Source organism: Bacillus sp. V33-4 (assembly GCF_002860225.1).
In the GTDB taxonomy this organism is placed as follows: Bacteria; Bacillota; Bacilli; order Bacillales; family Cytobacillaceae; genus Bacillus_BJ; species Bacillus_BJ canaveralius.
Window position 1 is genome coordinate 87,846 of record NZ_PGVC01000027.1, and the last position, 19,343, is coordinate 107,188.

General features: G+C 43.3%; 15 protein-coding genes. 3 read left to right on the forward strand and 12 right to left on the reverse strand.

Annotation, left to right across the window (positions count from 1 at the left end):
* Position 1 precedes the first annotated feature (1 nt).
* The 5 genes from CVD23_RS10890 to CVD23_RS10910 are packed head-to-tail and all read right to left on the reverse strand — an operon-like array spanning position 2 to position 3,824.
* Positions 2-808 (reverse strand): energy-coupling factor ABC transporter ATP-binding protein, encoded by an 807-nt coding sequence (locus tag CVD23_RS10890; RefSeq protein WP_101666026.1) that lies wholly within the window; start codon positions 806-808, stop codon positions 2-4.
* On the reverse strand, positions 805-1,650 hold the full coding sequence (locus tag CVD23_RS10895; protein WP_101575152.1) for an energy-coupling factor ABC transporter ATP-binding protein: 846 nt from the start codon (positions 1,648-1,650) through the stop codon (positions 805-807). The genes CVD23_RS10890 and CVD23_RS10895 overlap by 4 nt, the downstream gene beginning before the upstream one ends.
* Positions 1,647-2,414 (reverse strand): energy-coupling factor transporter transmembrane component T family protein, encoded by a 768-nt coding sequence (locus CVD23_RS10900; protein WP_101666027.1) that lies wholly within the window; start codon positions 2,412-2,414, stop codon positions 1,647-1,649. Before CVD23_RS10900 ends, CVD23_RS10895 begins: the two co-directional genes overlap by 4 nt.
* A 36-nt stretch (positions 2,415-2,450) precedes the next feature.
* Positions 2,451-3,056, reverse strand: a complete 606-nt coding sequence (locus CVD23_RS10905; protein WP_101666028.1) for an ECF transporter S component — start codon at positions 3,054-3,056, stop codon at positions 2,451-2,453.
* Positions 3,057-3,071: 15 nt separating this feature from the next.
* Positions 3,072-3,824, reverse strand: a complete 753-nt coding sequence (locus CVD23_RS10910) for a nucleoside phosphorylase (protein WP_101666029.1) — start codon at positions 3,822-3,824, stop codon at positions 3,072-3,074.
* Between the two features lie 235 nt (positions 3,825-4,059).
* Here CVD23_RS10910 and CVD23_RS10915 point away from each other — a divergent pair, with 235 nt between their 5' ends.
* Complete coding sequence (locus CVD23_RS10915; protein ID WP_101575148.1) at positions 4,060-4,944, forward strand: glycerophosphodiester phosphodiesterase; 885 nt, start codon at positions 4,060-4,062, stop codon at positions 4,942-4,944.
* A gap of 233 nt (positions 4,945-5,177) precedes the next feature.
* On the opposite strand, the gene tatC is transcribed toward CVD23_RS10915, so the two are convergent.
* From tatC to CVD23_RS10935, 4 genes are all read right to left on the reverse strand, one after another.
* Positions 5,178-5,912, reverse strand: a complete 735-nt coding sequence (gene tatC / locus CVD23_RS10920) for a twin-arginine translocase subunit TatC (protein WP_101575147.1) — start codon at positions 5,910-5,912, stop codon at positions 5,178-5,180.
* A gap of 104 nt (positions 5,913-6,016) precedes the next feature.
* Complete coding sequence (locus CVD23_RS10925) at positions 6,017-6,223, reverse strand: twin-arginine translocase TatA/TatE family subunit (protein ID WP_101575146.1); 207 nt, start codon at positions 6,221-6,223, stop codon at positions 6,017-6,019.
* A 47-nt stretch (positions 6,224-6,270) separates the two neighbouring features.
* Positions 6,271-8,022: an alkaline phosphatase D family protein gene (locus CVD23_RS10930; protein WP_101666030.1), complete on the reverse strand. Its 1,752-nt coding sequence runs from the start codon at positions 8,020-8,022 to the stop codon at positions 6,271-6,273.
* 646 nt (positions 8,023-8,668) lie between these two features.
* Positions 8,669-10,441 (reverse strand): metallophosphoesterase family protein, encoded by a 1,773-nt coding sequence (locus CVD23_RS10935; RefSeq protein WP_101666031.1) that lies wholly within the window; start codon positions 10,439-10,441, stop codon positions 8,669-8,671.
* A 206-nt stretch (positions 10,442-10,647) separates the two neighbouring features.
* Between CVD23_RS10935 and CVD23_RS10940 the strand changes: the two genes are divergently transcribed.
* Positions 10,648-12,330: a glycosyl hydrolase family 28-related protein gene (locus tag CVD23_RS10940; protein ID WP_101666032.1), complete on the forward strand. Its 1,683-nt coding sequence runs from the start codon at positions 10,648-10,650 to the stop codon at positions 12,328-12,330.
* Positions 12,331-12,529: 199 nt separating this feature from the next.
* Here CVD23_RS10940 and CVD23_RS10945 read toward each other — a convergent pair whose 3' ends face one another.
* On the reverse strand, positions 12,530-17,050 hold the full coding sequence (locus tag CVD23_RS10945) for a phosphodiester glycosidase family protein (RefSeq protein WP_101666033.1): 4,521 nt from the start codon (positions 17,048-17,050) through the stop codon (positions 12,530-12,532).
* 399 nt (positions 17,051-17,449) lie between these two features.
* Between CVD23_RS10945 and CVD23_RS10950 the strand changes: the two genes are divergently transcribed.
* The gene (locus CVD23_RS10950; protein WP_101575141.1) at positions 17,450-18,355 is read left to right on the forward strand and encodes a DMT family transporter; all 906 of its coding nucleotides are present in this window, start codon (positions 17,450-17,452) and stop codon (positions 18,353-18,355) included.
* 280 nt (positions 18,356-18,635) lie between these two features.
* Here the strand turns inward: CVD23_RS10950 and CVD23_RS10960 are convergent, their stop codons facing one another.
* Positions 18,636-18,833 (reverse strand): IS200/IS605 family accessory protein TnpB-related protein, encoded by a 198-nt coding sequence (locus CVD23_RS10960; protein ID WP_101666035.1) that lies wholly within the window; start codon positions 18,831-18,833, stop codon positions 18,636-18,638.
* Positions 18,769-19,005, reverse strand: coding sequence for a hypothetical protein (locus CVD23_RS21955; RefSeq protein WP_180955633.1), 237 nt, complete (start codon positions 19,003-19,005; stop codon positions 18,769-18,771). The genes CVD23_RS10960 and CVD23_RS21955 overlap by 65 nt, the downstream gene beginning before the upstream one ends.
* Positions 19,006-19,343 lie beyond the last annotated feature (338 nt).

A 19,343-nucleotide genomic window follows, 5' to 3' on the forward strand; every position in this document is an offset into this window, starting at 1 on the left:
ACTATTTTTTTTCAGTTACATGCTTATACATTTTTATAAACTCCTCAACACTCAAAAACGTCTCCTTATAACCAAGCTTCTCTCCCAGCTGCGTAATTCCCGGGGCTTCGACATGGGCATTTTTCAAAATTTCTTTCGATGCGAAGACGCTCCGTGTATCCCCGTCGAGAATGACCTTTCCTTCATTTAAAACGATCGTTCTTTCGAAATTCTCGGCGACGAAGTCCATGTCATGGATGATCGTCATGACCAGTTTGTTCTTTTCTTTTAATGTGTTAATGATGTTTCGGATTCTTTCTTTTCCTGCATGGTCCTGGGCAATCGTCGGTTCATCAAAAATAATGATGTCCGTATCCATGGCAACTACTGAAGCAATGCAAAGCAGCTTCTTTTCCGGAAGGCTCAGATCATGTGGATTGACGTCCAGTTTGGTGTTAAGCCCGACTATCTCCAGCGCTTCCATTGCCTTTTGCCGCGCAGTATTTTCATTCATCTTGATATTAAGCGGGCCGAACATGGCCTCATCCAATACATTGCGTTTGAATATTTGCTCATTTGGGTTTTGGAATACGAGCCCGATCGTTTTGGCCAGCTCGGCCGCAGTCGAATCGTTGACGCGAAGATTTTGGATAAAGATTTCCCCGCCATACGGTTTCAAAAGCCCTTTCAACAATTTGACGAAGGTTGTTTTTCCGGCACCATTTTGACCAATAATCGCCGTCGTCCTAGTATCAAAATCCAAATTTATTCCAGAGAGAATCGGGCTTCCTTGCTGATAGGAAAATGATAGATTGCTAACTTTGATCATCGACTTTTACCCCCGAGTGCCATATATGCCTGATCGAGCGTAACAGGATAAAGATCCGTACCGGCGATTTTAGTATTTAACGCTTTGCAAACCCTTGTATAGACAGGGGCTCTTACACCATAGTCCTCTAAATCCTCGCGGGAAAAAACCTTTTCCGGGGTGTCAAAATCGATCAGCTTGCCGCAATTTAACAGCATCACTCTGTTGCAATACTGGGCGATTTTCTCCATTTTATGTTCAGATAAGATCACCGTTACTCCCTGTTTGCTCAAGTCTTGAATAGCCTGAAAAACCTCTTCGGATCCTTCCGGGTCAAGCTGGGAAGTCGGTTCGTCCAAAACAATCACACCCGGTTTCATGGCGATGATACTGGCAATTGCCATCCTTTGCATTTGCCCGCCCGATAATTCAAAAGGATTGCGGTCTTTCAATTGGGCGATATTTAACAGGTCGAGAACATAATCGATCCGTTCCTTCATTTCGACACGCGATAGGCCGATATTTTCGAGGCCGAAGGCAATTTCTTCATAAACAGTCAGCTTAGACCCGGTCACCTGCGTAAACGGATTTTGAAAGACGATGCCTGCCTTTAAGCTAAGTTCATCGATAGAATGATTCTTGACTTCCAGCCCATCGACGCTTACTTTTCCACCGTATGCACCTTTATAAAAATGGGGAACAAGGCCTACAATTGATTGGCATAACGTTGATTTTCCCGCTGAATTCGCGCCGATAATTCCAATGAATTCGCCTTCTGCCACTTCGAAAGACAAAGTATCAAGTGCCAGCGTTGCCGATAAAGGATATTTGTACTTAAGATTTTCGACGATGATTTTATTCATGCAACGATCCTCCAGACGAGGGCAAATGCGGTTAGCACCAAGAGCGTCCACTGAATAGCTTTGCTGAAAGTATAATTTTTTTCTTCATATAAATAGGTCTTTGGTGTCGGGGAGTTAAATCCTCTCACTTCCAGCGCCATTGCTCGTTCCTTCGTATTGATCAATGACCCTAACACGACAGGTCCCAGAAGCGGTAAAAACGCCTTGATCCTGACGCTCAATTTGCCTTCTGTCTCCATTCCCCTTGCCCTTTGTGCATCGGTAATCGTGCCCATTGTCGACATCATTTCCGGAATGATTTGAAAAACGGAGCTGAGCACATACCCGAACCGCGGCGACATCCCCTTACGAACGAGAGATTCGACGAGATCCGCCGGTTTCGTCGTCAGGACAAGGATCAGAAAAGCACCAACAATACTGATCACACGAAGAGTAATCATCAGCGCATGCGTCAGCCCTTCTTCATACATCGTAACTGGGCCGACCTGAAAGAGAGCTGTTTCGTTGTCGGGACTAAACAATCCCTGGATGATGAAGACCGTAATCAGGATCAGAAAAACAAAGCCGAATACAGGCAGCGTTTTTCTGAACACCTTAGCCGCAAAGAGCAGGACAACGCTAAGTCCAACGCATATAAAAGAGATCGTGAGCGATGACAAAATGATTGGCACCAAAATTGAAAAAAGAATGTAATAGAGCTTACTTATCGGATCAATGTCATGGACGATTGATCTTCTCTCTGCATATAAACTGATCGGTTTCAAAAAACGTTCACCATCTTTCTATGCAAGGCAGCCTGGTTAGTCAAGAGTCTCCAATTTATGATTGTTATCGTATAAGTGCACCACATTTTGCGGCAGCCCCCTGAAAATACCGTAGCTGATCAGGACGACCATTAATTTATCCGGCACATCGACGACGAGTTCATCAAGGAAGGATGCAAGCCAAATCGAGTCTGTTTTTGCCAGAATAATCGCGTATAACGCATCTCCCCAAACGTTCCCTGTTTGTCCTCCCCAAAAACCTACGTTGATCGGCGTCGACACAACTGTCGCAACGAGGCCGACAATCAACCCGGCCATAGCAGCCTGAGTCCAGCTCGAGATCAAGCCTTTATAAAATAAAATTCCGACTGCCAAACCAATTGCGATACTTGAAATAGCGTACACAAACGAAATCGGATCGAGCGTCAACCCATAAATAATATTATTTATAGCACCTGCTAAAGCTCCAATAATCGGGCCTGCCAGCATGCTTGCCAATACGGTACCAATCGAATCAAGCCATAGCGGCAGCTTTAACAACCCTGCAAATAATTTCCCTATATAATTAATACCTACGGCAGTCGGAATTAACACAAGGGCTGAAGTAGAAAATCGAAATGACCACATACTTTGCTTTTGCATAAATGAAACCTCCTTTTAACTTTTCAATGAATGATGATAAGAGACAATGGCTTCTAATGCAGTGATGATTTCTTTCTGTTCGCCAAGCTTGCTTTCGTTTGCTTCGTCTAAATAGTCATTAATCCCCCCTTCCAGGTTTCCTTCTTTTTCTACCACCACATTTAAAATAGATGCGGTTTTTACACCGCGTAATCCCCCAATGACAAACAGTGCGGCTGTTTCCATGTCGGAAGCTAAAATCCCTTTGCTTGACCAGTACTGATCGATTTGCTGTTCTTCATCTGTATAAAAGCTGTCATGGCTCCTGACTTTCCCGATATGGTGTGCATAGCCTGACTTTTTAGCTGATTCAATCACATGAAACAGCAAGCCGGTATCAGGAATTGCCGGAAAAGCTTTATCAATATAAGCATCTGAGGCCCCATCATTTCTGACAGCACCGCCCGCAATTACCAAATCTCCCAATTTTACCTCGGCCTGATTCGCCCCGCAGCTGCCAATGCGAATCATCACGTTAACACCAATATTCCTTAATTCTTCGACAGCGATTCCGGCAGATGCCCCGCCAATTCCCGTTGAAGTCACGAAAATACGAACTCCTTTATAAGAACCGACAATCGTCTTAAATTCGCGGTTGTTCGCCACGGCTTCAATTTGATCGAGAAATTTGGCGACCTCATCAACACGGGCCGGGTCGCCAGGCAAGAGCGCGTACTGAATCCGATAATCCTCGCCAATTCTGATATGTGGCTGTATACTGTTCCCCATATGTAAACTCCCTTAATTTTGATCAATATTATTTTATAATTTCAAAAAATGCAGGAAAAATTGAATATTCTCACTCTTATTCTATAAAACATTTCCTCAAAAGGAAATGTTTCCGGAAAATATAAATCAATGTTTGTTACAGCATTGTCATCCTATTTTAAATATTTATTTATATTCACTTAAAATCCAACCATTATGCTAAAAATGATCTTAACTACGAAAGGGGAAACAGGAGATGAAAGGACTTTTACAAAATGTATTGATGTCAGCCGCATTAGTTGGAATTAGCACCGGATTTGTCGGACATGCAGACGCCGCTAAACCAATGCATCCAAACAAAATTTTAAACGTAGCCCACCGTGGCGCCTCAGGACATGCCCCGGAACATACGCTTTTGGCTTACGGACTTGGGGAAAAAATGAAAGGAGACTATATCGAGATTGATCTGCAAATGACAAAAGACGGTGAGCTGATCGCGATGCATGATGAAACCCTTGACCGCACAACAAACGGAACAGGGTATGTTAAAGATTACACGCTCTCCGAAATCAAGGAGCTGGATGCCGGTTCATGGTTCAATGAAAAATATCCGGAATTGGCACGAAAAGAGTATGTTGGGTTAAAAGTACCGACGCTTGACGAAGTCATTCAAACATTCGGTAAAGGCTCCCGCTATTATATCGAAACGAAATCCCCTGAAGTCTATCCGGGCATGGAAGAAAAACTGCTCGAAGTACTTAGCAAGTATAAATTAACAGGTTCGGAAGATTCTTCGGGCAAAGTACTCATCCAATCGTTCAGTGCTGACAGCTTAAAAATAGTCCATGAGTTGGAGCCGGAAATCCCGCTTGTACAATTATTATGGTACGATACGCCAGCCGTGATTACTGACGATGAGCTGGAAGATTATAAAACATACAGTATCGGGGTTGGCATGAACTTTGACAAAATTGATAAAGCATATGTACAAAAAGTTCGCCAGCACGGCCTCGAAATACATCCGTATACCGTCAATGAAAAAGAACATATGCGCACGTTGATTGATTGGGGTGTAACTGGAATATTCACCAACTTCCCTGACCGTTTACAAGAAGTTTTAAAAGAGAAAGGCAGCAAATAAGATGCAAAAGGATAGCCGAGCTTGCGGCTATCCTTTTTATCATTTTAAGAAAGCATAAATTTTGAAAACTGAGTTGGGCGTTTCGATGTCCAGCTCCAGCGCCTAGCCCCTCGAGTCGCTTCGGTCCTGCCAATGAAGTCAAAGAACGACTTCACTGTCAGGCCCTCCAGCGCTTGTCGGGGCTGACCAAGGCGCTTGCGCTTTTCTTATTGCCTGTTTGGCATATATCCTTGTTAAGCCACTGATAATTCTGTGCCTTCTCGTTTCAGCCTCTTTCGATAAACGATCGCGGATAATAGTACGCTGGCCTCATACAAAACCAGTAACGGAACTATCACCAAAATATCTGAGATTAAATCTGGCGGCGTGATCAAAATCGACACGATGACGAGGACAAAGTAGGAAAGCTTTCTGCCCTTTGCCAGCCTCATCGGGTTTAAAATTCCCAACCGTGTTAAAAACATCACCAACAGTGGCATTTCGAATAAAAATCCAAACGGAAGAATCAAGTTAATCATAAACCGGAAGTATTTCTCGGCAGTAAACATCGTCTCAAATTGTCCCGCTGAAAGTGAAATAAGAAAACCTAAAACAATCGGAAATAACACGAAGTAACCGAACGAGATTCCTGCAATAAATAAGAAGAATAAGCCAGGGATGAATCGGAGCGTTACCTTACGCTCTTCTTTTTTTAATGCCGGCGCAACAAAACGCCACGTCTGGAACGCCGCCAATGGTATGGTGGCGGCAATCGCAAATACCGCGGCAATCACCATATACACCCAAAGAATTTCACCCGGGCCAAGAACAGTGAGCTTGCCATCTAAATCTTTAATCAGCCATTTATAAATTTCCTCGACAAACAGGAAACTCACAATCATGAACGCCAAAAATCCTGTTAATGTTTTAATGATCCTGTTTCGCAGTTCTTCCAAATGTCCGAAAACCTGCAGATTCTTGCTTTCCATTTTGCTGACCTCCTCGTCGTTATCCTCCATATGATTGCAAAGAACTTTTACAAAAAAGAAGCAGACGAGCTTTCCCCCGTCTACCCTTTTTTAATATCTGATGGTTATCCCTCTTTTTTAACGGCCGTAAGCGACGGCTTTTTTTCGTCCTCATGATCTGAATCGGATACTAACCCTTTCGTTGCACCCTTGAATTCTGATAAGGTTCTTCCAAAGGCACGGCCGATTTCAGGAAGCTTGGAAGGCCCGAAAATAATTAACGCAATCACGAGTACTAAGATTAACCCCGGAATACCAATGTTCGAAAACATCATGATCACCTCCTGTCGAAAGTTGATGCTCTAATAGGGAGCTCCAACTAGTTTGTTACCTTCTCCCGCTTTTTTTCGTTTTGTTTTTCATGGGCTCGTTGGTGAGCGTGGTGACGATCATCTTCAACCTCATTTGACAATTGGACACCTTGCAGGATTTGTGCAGTTGCCACTTGCTTGATTCCCTGTTGATCCTTCTCAAGTAAAAATGAGGCTCTTGTTGAAATGTCAGCACCCTTTGTTGATACAAAGGGAACAACCCGGTAGTCCGCTTGAAAACGTTCCGGTGTTACCGTGCAGCGGACATAGCCGCGATAATCGTTAAAAAATTTAATATGTGGGTTCAATGCTAAAATCCGGTCAGTATCTGCCCGTTTATCAGCGCCGTTTCCGCCTGAAGTGATCGAAGTGCCGACGAATTCCGCACCGAAAATTCTTGAATCGGGATCATCAAAATTAGTATGGAGATTGGCTGCCCAGCTTGCATGGACATCTCCGGTTAGAACGACCACGTTGTTTAAATCCTGTTTGATTTCAGCAGATTTGAGTAAATGCTCGCGTGCCGCGGGATAGCCATCCCATGAGTCCATACTGTATTTTGGAGCTGTGCTCGTACCATAATTACGCTGGGCAAAAAAGATCTGCTGGGCCAACACGTTCCATGCCGCCTTTGAGCCAGCCAGGTTTTCAAACAGCCACTGTTCCTGTTCATCGCCAAGAAGTGTGCGGTTGGGATCAAGAGATTCAGGTGTTTGCGGTGAGCTTTTATCATCGTTCGCCTGGTCATCACGGTATTGCCTTGTGTCCAGTACATTAAATTCCGCCAAATCACCATAAGAAAAATTCCGATATAACCGCATATCAGCTCCTTTTGGCAAGGAAGATCTGCGGAGAGGCATATGCTCATAATAAGCCTGATAGGCGGCTGCACGGCGTTTGATAAATTCCTCAACCGACTGTCCTTTTTCGGGAGTGACATTCGCATAATTATTTTCCACTTCGTGGTCATCCCAGGTTACAACCCAAGGAAAGGCAGCATGGGCAGCCTTAAGGTCAGCATCTGAACGGTATTGGGCATACCTGTTTCGATAATCTTGAAGTGCAATAATTTCCGGACCGCTGTGGGTGCGGACATTACCGCTTGGAGCAACATATTCATTCGGCCCGTATTCATATATGTAATCGCCAAGGTGGAAAACGAGATCAAGCTCTTCTTTAGCCATATGCTGATAAGCCGTATAAAAACCGTGTTCAAATTGCTGGCATGAAGCAAAAGCGAATGTCATGCTAGAAACACTGGAACGGGATGAAGGAAGTGTTTTCGTTTTACCTGTCGGGCTTATTTCATTTCCGCTTTTAAAACGATAAAAGTATACCTGGTTTGGTTTTAATCCCTTGACTTCAGCATGGACGGTATGGGCCAGTTCAGGTGCCGCTACTTCCGTGCCGCGCTGGACAATTTTTCGAAAGTTTTCATCTTTGGCCACTTCCCATTTTACCGGCAATTTTTTAGACGGCATTCCTCCGCCATTTAAAGGGTCGGGAGCAAGCCTTGTCCATAAAACAACACTGTCTGAAAGAGGATCACCTGACGCAACACCAAGAGTAAACGGATACTCCGTGAAATTATAAGCTGCACTTACATCAAGTCCGCCCATCGATTGTGCAATCGCGAGCCCAAGTGACAAGGTGGCAATTTTACTTGCTCCCTGCAGAAAATCACGGCGGTCCATATTCCTTCCGAGACTTTCTTCGCTCCATTTCTTAATCCATTCGTCCATTACTCTTTCATTATTCATGATCGTTCCCCTTTCCGCATAAATTATTTGAATCGGCTTTATTATAAATGGACTTTTTAAACCGAGTGTTAAGGAATGTAAACCGGCAATTCATGAGATTGGGCATATTCATTCAGGACAAAGGAACCAAAACTATTTTTGCTAGGTCTTTATCAATCTCAATTAACACAAAATTCCGATTTCTAGAAAAGCCCTTTTACCTAATTTTCTTCATGAATCTTTTAAAAAACCGTAACAATAAAGTGATTCGACACCGGTAAGGAAACATTTTGGATAAATCAGCAGAACGCTTTCGAAAGGCTGGTTGACTACCAAATGCACAAAAATCTAGTGTTTCTGTTCAAAAAACTCTCTTTTTCGATCTATTTAGCGGAGAAATATAATCAGTCAGGGAATGTAACTGTCATAAAGCTCTGAAAATTTACAATTTATTCCATATATTTACATAATCATACTGATCAGCTGGCCTATTCAGAGTTTTTAAGCGGAAACTAAGAGGAATTAAGCGAAAAGTGACAAGATTTAAGCGAAAAAATCAATAATCTCGCGAAAATCAGCTTTATTTAAGCGATACCATTAAATGGAATATTAAATCCCATTAAAAAACCCCTCTCAAGCAACGATGCTCAGAGAGGGGGTTTTCAAGTTATTTCTGCACAGTAATTTTCTGCTCACTTCCGGCAGGGACAGTGACTTCTACTTCGATGTATTGCTTTCCGTCTGCACTGTAATTTTGTTTGAGTTTTCCGGATGAAATTCGATAATCACCTGCAGCCATATAAAACGGAACAGTGACTGTAAGCGGCTTATTCAGACGATTTGTTACGGTTGCTTCTTGGGAGGTCGAATGCCCATCGTTTGCTGCTTTGTAATTCGCTTCAAATGACATAATGCCGCTTTTCGTTTCTCCGTTCATATAGATCGGAATTGAGCGTCCCGGTTCTTCATAATTATAAGAAGTGAATTGTCCTTTTCTCATTTTAAAGTTTCTAAAACCGACCCACGGCTTTCCAGATAACTCGACGGAAGCCGTCGTTGTATAAAGGACTCCATCTTTTTCAGTCACGTTATCTACATGCGTATGGCCGTGCAGGCTTATATTGACTTTGTGTTGCTGCATCACGTCGATCAGTTCAATTGCATTCTCCCCATGCCATTGCTGATCATATTTCAGTCCAAGCTTTTCGCCGAGCATCAGTGTATCGAGACGCTGCGGATTATGCTGGCCATCGTATTGTTTCCAGTATTCCTGAACTTCAGCATCGTCGTGCGGCCAAATTTCCCTGTCCTGCCATAACGGATTATGGTGAGAGAAAAGCCCGCGAACTTGCCCTGCCTGTGCATTTTTCTCATTGTCGGCAAGATCTTGTTTAATCCAGTTTAGTTGCTCTTCGCGGATTTGTCCGCCCCATGTCGGGACAGAGAGAGTTCCATGTCCGCTCCTGTCAAATTTATGCCAGTCGAATGAATTGTAGCCGATAAAATGGGCATAAGGTCCATAATTAAACGAGAAATACTGTGGCCCGAAATATTGCTCCCAGTACTTGGCGCCATCGGCAAGCGTCGCATCCTGCGCATAATAATCATGGTTGCCCGGGACCAAATAAACCGGTACATTTAATTTTTGCAGAAATTTATACGTTTCTTCATATTCGTAAATATATTCCTGTGGATTCATTTGCCCGAACATTAAATCGCCGGTTACAACCACAAAATCAGGATTCATCAAATTGACTTCTTTGATTGCCTTTTGCAAATATAACCAGCGTTTTTCCGGATCAGGATTCCAAAGCCCCGCTTCAATTAATTGTGCTGGCTCTGTTGCAGCCGGGTCTCCATGATCACCTAAATTCCGGGGTGAGCCGACATGCGTATCCGTTACATGCATGAAAGTGAAATCTTTCTTAAATTCATTGACCACTTTAACCGAATGAGGCTGATCATCAGTAATTCGCTTACCATTCCCGGTATATGAAACTTCAAGATCATACAGTTTTTCTGGAACATCATTTGGAATTTTTACGGTGACATCATAAATGGTTGAGCTTTTCTTCCAGTGTGATTGGCCAGAAGATACCTTTTGGACAGGCAGCTCATACTCTGTTGTTAACGAAGAGTTATTCGTTTGCTTTAATTTGATGCTCCATCCTGCCGCCTCTTTTCCCTGGCTATCAATTTTAATGGTTAATAACTCGCCTTTCTTGCTTACAGAAGGTGTTGAAAATAGTGGATAAATAATCTGTTTTACTTTTGGGTCCATTGAAATGTTCGGCACTTCATCGAGGTAATGACTGCTGTTGCCAATTCCCCCATCCTGACTGCCAGCACTGCTGATCGGACCATTAATTGCTTGTACAGCCGCTGGCAACAATAAGACTGCCAATAAAACAATAACAAATTTTTTCATCCAATTTTTCATTGCTTGATACCTCCTTTTTTTATCATCCTCATCCTATCAGCCACATGTAAACCAAGTATTAATTGTTAATTACATTTGTGCTATTACCATTATTTACTTGGAATAAACATATAATAGAAGGATAAAGCCTTACGGTTAGTTCCGGACAGACGGGGAATATTATTTTTATCATGAAGAAATGTTTTTCAGGTGAAGGTGGTATGAAGATGATTTATTTGGATAAAAAACATGACCCACGTAAGAACCGCGCCTTGATATCACAAATTTCGAAGAAAGAACTTGATATTAAAAAGGCAATCAAGGAAACCGATGAATTGTTTCAGCAACTGAATAAACATAAATATCAGTATACTGGAACACAACGCCGATCCGTTTTCTTGTTTATCAAAAGGCTCCCAAAACTACTGGCTGATCTTGTATTAACATCGTCCAGTAATGAGCCATCGATTTCTTCAGATACATGTGTAAATGAACAAGGCGAGATTTTTCCAGAGTGGAAACCGCTGTTAGATGAAGAGTACAAGAAATTTTTAAATGAGATTAATAGCGAAGTAAATGTAAAGGACTTCGGTGCAGCCGGAGATGGCATTACGGATGATACCGAAGCTTTTCGAAAAGCACTGGGAAATGGCCGGGTACAAGTTTATGTGCCTGAAGGGATTTTTATCACGAAAGGAATCACGCTTCCTTCATGGACGTGTCTCGTTGGCGCTGGAAAAGGATTGACCACGATAAAACTGCATCATCAAGCACCGAAAGGAAGAAGGCTGATTACAAACGCCAACCATTGGCGAGGCAATCATCATATTTTAGTCGAAGGGATGAGCTTGGACTGGAATGCCGATAGGCTTTGCCCAACCGACAAAACAAGTACTTGGGGCAATCATTCCAGCTGCCTCACTTATGCCAATGTTACATTTGGCTGGGTGAAAGGAGTAGAAGGGATCAATCCGGGCCTGCATTGCTTCGATGTTTCATCCACTTTGTACAACTACTCGGGAGATGGATACCGGGCACGTGGCCCCAGCAAGTATGTTTGGCTCGATCACTTAAACGGCTATGGCTTCGGGGATGACGGGATTACCACGCATCATAGCGACAATATCCTAATCTCGAATTCGCATATGTGTGACCCGAGCGGCCGGGCCCATAATAAGGGCTTTTCTAATTCGAACGGGATTGAAGTCGATGACGGTTCACGCCACGTTTGGCTCGTCAACAATTCTACTTCAAGATGCTTCGGCGGCGTCGAAATTAAAGCACATCATAATTCCTCTGCTGCAGCTGACGTCCAGATTATCGGGCATATTTCGGTCAATGATAATCGATCCTATAACTTCCGCCATATCGGCCATCATAAAATCACTGACCCGGAGTCTAAAACAGCCTTTAATATCAGGGCAACCAATCTCGTGGCACTTGCGCCAATTTATACGGATTTATATGCAGGCTCGACGCCGCGCGCACTTGTCGTGTCCGCCTATAAAAATGTCGTCATCAACCATTTTACTTTGATTGGCGATCCTGAGTATAACTATCACAAAAATCCTGTTATCGCGATCCAATATCGGGCGAGAAACGTAGTCTTGAACAACATCACAATCAGAGGTTTTAAAAAAGCAGGCACAGATATTAAGGTTTTCGGCGGAGATAATCACGCCGATCGAGTCCAAATCCGCAATGTCAGAATTGACCATTCGGCACCAAAAGCGATCGACATTGGCTCGCGCGTCAAAAACGCCAGCATTGCAGACGTCAAGGCTGCAGGAGATAACGGCGCGTTCGGTATAAAAGCCGTAAACGCCGAGACCAAAACTTCCAACGTCCTTTTAAAAGGCTATAAGGTTCCGGTCTCTGTTGCCGGAAATGAACACAAAAACTTTTCGTGAACTGGCCCTACTTAGCAATAAAATAAGCTAAAATCCCAGACGGTACCCGACTATGTTTTTAATAAAAATGTTTAACTGATTTTATTAATCATCTTCATGACTGGCAATATGTTTATTTTTATTGCTAAAAAAGAAAAGGGGCTGACTCAAAAGTAAAAAACTTTTTTGAGTTCAGTCCCTTTTCTGCAACTATAGCTTTCTATTTTGTAATCGTATGATTATCAACGATTCTTCCATCACGTGTTTTCACTAAAATGTTGATTCCCTGGTCGTCTATCAATACATTTGTGTAAACCTGCGTGTCTTCGTCAAAATAAACGTCCATATAATCTTGAGGGGTTGTCGCATAAAACTTTTTGCCGGTTGATCCGGCAATCACATACGTGGTGCCCCGATCAGCCGCAGCTCCGTTTTCAAGCGGGAAAGTTCGCACGTAAGAATGGTCATGGCCCGAAATAGCGAGGTCGATATCGAGCTCATCAAAAACTTTCGGCCAAACTTCCTTCACGGTTTCGCTTCCGCCTGCCGGGTTTGAGTAGTATGGAGACCTGTGATAAACAACGATCTTCCACTTTTTATCGGTTTCCTGCATATCCTCTTTGAGCCATTCGGCCTGTTCGATGAGACCTTCCTTCGTTGTTTCAGTGTTGAGTACGGCAAAATGCGCATTGCCATAGTCAAAAGAATAGGTGGTTCCTTTAAATTGATCAGGCCCATTCTTTGGCGTGTTAAAGAGATGTTTAAAGGTTTCAACACCTGTACCGATGTTTTCATGGTTACCGACCGTAGGAACGATCGGTGTTGACGCAGCCAGCTTCGGATCCTTCATTGATTCAAAGAACGCATTCCAGTGCGAGTAAAGATTCCCGTCATCGATCATATCCCCAACATGAACCATAAACGATGCATCAGGGTACTCTTGCTTAGCTTTATTGAAAATCTCGGTAAAAACGCCAAATCCATTTTCAGTTTGATTCGGAGGTGCCTGGGTATCACCCATTAAAATAAAGCTGAACGGGTCATTGGTCTTTTTCGCTGTTGTAAATGTCGCCGCTTCACTCCAGCCTCCCTCTGCACCGTCCCCTACCCGATATGTGTAGGAAGTTCCCGGTTTTAAACCGTTTAATGAAGCTGAGTGCACCTGTACCTCACCAGAGTCAAAAGCATACTCCCTGCTGTTGCCCTTCACTTTTTTGACCGCTTTTCTGTTAAATCCATCTTTTTCATAGCGGCCTGTTTCGATAACCTCGACAACTGAAGCCGATGTAAGAGGTGAAGTTGTCCAGGTGACATTCATTCTGTTCTCTTTTTCGCTAAAAGTAAGGTTTGTTCGTTCCGGTGTTCGTGTACCAAGGTGATCTAGAACCTTTACCTTTGTTTCAAAGCTGTAGCGCCTTTCTTTTTGAGCCTGGATCACAAGCTCTGCAGGAATGATCGACAGTCTGTTTGTTTTAATTCTCCCCTTCTGGTCGGTCGTGCCCAATACCCATGAAGATATGCTTGCTTTGTCAGTCTCGATCCAGCCTTCAAGCTTTCCAAACTTCACTTTTAACCAATCACCTTGCTTTTCCTGGATAATGGTGCTCTCCTCCTTTGAAAACAGTACAAGTTCTTCACTGTTCCGGTCGGGATCACGGAATAATGCCGCTTGTTTTGACTTAATGACGGCAAGCTCAGCTTCAGGTGATTTCACCTGAACGACCGCTCCTTTCACCGCTCTGCCTTTTTCATCTCTAACTGTAATTTCGGAGTCAAATCCGACAGATGCCCGATCGATTGCAATGTTGTAATGTGCTTTTACTTGAGCCTCGATATCCGGCATATAAATGCTGACAGCCTGGTCCCTTCCTGCGAGTGTCGCAGTTCCTTCAACAAACTGAAACGAGATCGGTTCAATTGCGTTTGTTGGGATCTGAAACGGCAGCTTCGCTAATTCTGTTATCGTTTCTGCGCCAGGGATGGTATCTAGATTTTTTAACTCAAGAACTACATCGCCGTCAGCTGTAATTTCGTTTTTCACAACATTATCAGCTGGAATGTCCTCATTGAGCAGTACTTGATTTGGCGCTGCCTGGAGCTTCGTTTTATCAAAAGTAAAATGGAGCTTTAAGCCCTTCATATTTTGCAGTTGGCTCGTTTCAAGCGCAGCCACATACTCATTACCTACATAAGCTTCTTTTTCGTAAATTGGCTTAATTCCCGTGCCTGCACTGTCGACTTCAAACTGCCAGACGCGCTCACTTTCATTGCCGAAGTGATCGTGAACGACGATTTTCGCCTGATGATAACCGTCTAAAAGTGGAAAATCAGGGATATGGGAAATCTCACCTGTTTCCGCATTAAAATCAGCCTCTACTTTTTGTCCGTCCAGATACATCCAGACACGTTCACGATTAATACCTGTGCCGCCTTCATTGTCCTGGGCGGTGGCACTGATTTTTAATTCATTTGTTACGATTACTTCATTTTCTGCAGGATATTCCTTCGTTATGACCGGATTGACTAAATCGTCATTTGTTTCCCCGTAAACGGCACGGATATTATCGACATAGACAGTACCCGCGTTTTTATTATCGTTGCTTGTTTCCATTAAACGAACAGCAAGATCCAGCTTTAATGGCGTTGTTTTTCCAGCTGGTACGCTTGCTTCAACATATCTCCAGCCTTCCCAATCCATATTAGTCACAAAGTCGATTGGAAAAGCATTGTTGTTTCCGTCCCTCAATTGCGAACGGAGCCAGTGACCATTGCCATCGCCGTATACCCACATCCCAATCTTTTCAGGGTAGTCCTCAATAATAATGTCTTCCTTCGTGTGCGCATAAGCACCGGATGTTCCGATCGTGCCTGTAAAATCATAGTTCAATTGCAGTGCGTGGTTGCCAAAGCGTGCCGGCTCCGGATAGGTGGTCTGGCGAATCGAAAGTGATTGGTAACGGGCACCGCTTGCCACCCAATGCTCCAGACCATTTTCAAATGTCTCCAAAATAACCGGCATTTTTCCGACTTGAATATTCATCGTATCAGACTTATCACCATAGCTGACTTTGATCGTACCTGTTCCGGTTTTATCAGCCGCTTTAAACGTTCCATCTTCGTTAATGATTCCAATTTCGCCGGTAATTTCCCATTTAAAATTAGCCGGGTGGGCGTGAACAGCTCTCCCGTTTGAAATAGCCTTCACAGCAAAGTTCATCTCTTCCCCTCGTTTAACGGTTAAGCTATCTTGCGGCAAGTGCAGTGCCGAAAGCTGGTTGACGACCGTAATTCGCGACGTACCCGTAGAGCCGTTGAGGTCGGCGATTAACTCCCCGCTGGCTGGAGTTTGCCCAGATGTGAAAATTCCGGCTGAATCCACTGAACCGATTGCCCCATCGGAAACACGCCATTGCGGTTCACCGTTCATTGCAACAGGATTGTACGCTGCATCCATTCCTTTTACATTAAAATCGTAAGAGCTGCCGGCAAGCATCAATAAATGATCCGGCTGAACAGCGAGCTGCGTTAGTGCGCCTTCAGCTACTGTTGATACAACAAGGAAAGAGTTCGCAACGCTTCGTTCAAATCCATCAGAAGGATGATTAACCACGGATAAGCCGCTCTCCCCATTCGTACGGGTAATAAAGGTTGAAGACCCTCCGCCATCTAAATTCAAGGCATCAACGGCGCCCATTTCAAACATCAGATCGCGCAGTTCAAAAACGGTAACACCTTCGGAATAACCCGGCTGCCGGCCATCAATCACGACAAAGAAAATACTGCCATCAGCTTTAATACCTGCCGCTGTTCTTGGTGCCCGCGTCGTTGTAAAAGAGCCCTCTTCAAGTTGAACCTTCTGCCCGTTTTCAACAAGGATGATGCGCCCGCCCAGCCCTTCTTTTACATCTTCCCAGCCTGCCGCGACCGAAGTCCGCAATTCAATTTGCTGGCCAACCTGCAAGCTTTTTAATAAATCAGCTGCGGTTCCATGGCCGGAAAGGACAAGCTTTCCTTCGGCAATTTCCGTATTTCCCTGATTGATTTTTACGTCTTCTACATGGGCGGTAATCGTCCCAATTCCTCGAACATCACCGGAAACTTGGGTTAACACCACCTCTGTTCCCGACGCATTTGTTCCGGTTGTTTTTTTATCAGGAGTATAGGCGACCAATTGGTTGGTGCCTCGTGTTCCATTCACACCATTCAGTTTTGTGTCCACGCCGTTAACCAGCAATGTAAATCTTGGATTGGGGTAGCCGATTACCGCTTCCCCGTTTTCTTTGATGCCAAATGTTTCAGTAGTGGAAGCTTGCAGAATCTTGCCATCGCGGATCACCGAGCCAAATGGAATGCCGTTTGAAGTATTGTAGAAATCGGCATTCACGCCGCCGACGACCACATTGCCTGGCTTCGATACAAACGAGGCTTGCTGGCGGACAGTCTGCATCCCAAAATCCTTTCCATACGGAAGACCTGCCTCTATATGTATGTCTGGATGCTTTGTGTCAACGTTCATGACAAATGCTTCCTGCCGCCCTGCTCCGCTGTCGATTGTCATCAATGATTCCTGGACACCAGGTGCAACGGGTCTCGCCCACTCTTCAATAACCGGACCAAGCGAGTAAGGCGTTGCCGTTTCCGCAACCGCTGTATTGGAACCGGGCGAAACTTGAAGTAGAATTGATTGTGAAACTAGCAAAATAGCCAACAAATAAACTACTGTCTTCCTGATTGCATGCACGCACTTTCCCCCCAATAGATTAGTAGATTCACAACTACAACATTACCAACTGCACATTAGCCCAATGTTCAGCTTTTGTTAAAAACAAGTAAATATAGTAAAGAAAGACCTAGATGGGATTATTTTTTCAGACTGATCAATCTTCGGGGAAACCGCTTTTCAAGATAGTCCTAAAAGAAATTCATTTATCACTTCTTCCTAAAGTAGTTTTAATATTTTGAAATTATCATTATTTAAGTCTAGTTGTCTATACCATTTGTAAAAACACTACTAACAGCCCGCTCCTTATAGGTCGAAAGGTCGGGAATAATTTGTCACATCTCCTAAACAATTTAAAGGGATTGTATATTGGCTGGTGGAATAATATCATACAAGGCGAGTCATAGGGGGATTGGCAATATGTATGTGGGTATTTTTTTAATTTTAATATCTGCAACGGGGTTCGGTTTGCTGCCCATCTTTGCGCTTTATGCTTATGACAGCGGCATAAGTGTGGCGACTCTATTGTTCTTACGTTTTGCGTTTGCTGCGATGATTTTATTCTCCTATCCTCTGATAAAAAAGCAGCCATTGGCGATAACGAAAAAACTATTGGTTTCACTGTTTATTCTTGGCGGAGTTTTATACAGTTTACAATCGACTTTTTACTTTGTGGCGGTTCAATATATCCCCGCCTCCTTAGCAGCATTAATTCTATATTTATATCCTGTTTTTGTGGCAGTGCTCTCCTTTTTCATCAACAAAGAAAAACTATCAAAGCCGCTGCTTGTTTCGATCATAGTTTCTTTATTTGGGATGGTCCTTATCCTCGGTGCACCGGCGGGAAATGTAAATTATACAGGACTTTTGCTAGCCCTTGGCGCTGCGATTGTGTACTCTGTTTATATCATCTTCGGAAACCTTGTTGCTATAAAAGTACAGCCGATCATCACAAGCGCCTTTACTGCTTTATTTGCCTCGATCTCATTCTTAGCTGGCGGCTTATTAACAAACACCCTTAACTTTCAATTTGAAATGTCAGGCTGGATTCCGATTGTTGGCATTGCCTTGTTTTCAACCGTTATCGCCATGTTTACATTTTTTGCGGGAATGAACATAATCGGCCCTACAAAAGCGTCAATTCTGAGCATGGCAGAACCTGTCGTTACGATTGTTTGCTCGACCTTATTGTTCGGAGAAAACATGTCGATTTTGCAATTAAGCGGCGGAATCATCGTGCTCACCGGAGCGTTATTTGTTGTATTGGCGAGAGAAAAGACTCATTCTGAAGCACAATCATCTTTAAGCAGAAAGACTTTCGATTAATGCTTGAACCTCCCACGAATTAATTCGTGGGATTCTTTTATGAGATAGGTTAGGTTGTACCTTGTAGGTTTAAACCATACGAATTCTCATTGGGACCGCCAAAAGCCCCCTAGCCACTTTGTCCATATGGACATTATGGTTACTTTTTCTTAAGATATTGGCTGCACCATTAAGATCAGCGTTAACAAGTATCTTTTGTCCTGTGCGATACAGTCCTCTTTTAATTCTACTTCCGGAGAACTTTGTAACTGGTTCTGTTTCTTTTTTGTAGATAGGCAGTTCATCCATTGTCCAGAAAACTGGCTTGTGAAGTGTAGGATTCTTCCTGTACGATCAATTCAATACCATAGCGTTTACACATGGAATGAAGCTTGTTTATCCACTGTGAATGAGGGATTTGAACAAACGACTGTTTATCTTTTTTTCGCATTTTCACTTGTTGTTTCCACTCTTTGTTGTGGCCGACCACAACTTTCATATGTTAGAAATTCTTTTGTTTCAAAAAAATGTTGACGAACGTTATACAAACCGACATTGTACATATTTTTACTTAAACGGCACAGCTGTCTTAATGCTAAGAATTCCTTTTTGGTAAGATTTTTTAAATGTACTTTTTGAACTCCGTACATTTTTTTTGAACCGGAACTCATTTGAGTCTTCACCTGCCTTTCTGTATTATTATACACAAATAAGAACATAAGTTCCGTATTTAAACCAAAAGAAAACACCCGCCATTCATCTCACGTTTGAAATCACGGGTGTTCTGGCGGGTTGCATAAATTCTTTTGCTGACGCGGCCTGATGAATGGTATGAATGTTGTTTTCATCAGACATGATTTTACATGAGTGTTGATTATCCATAATTAGACAAACCTATCCCGTTATTCGTACTGTACTTACTTATGACGAGTGCCATTTCTGAGGCCCAGTCTATCGGAAGCGCGCATTCAAACCACTTTCGTTGAAAAGAAATAAAAGATAATTTCGT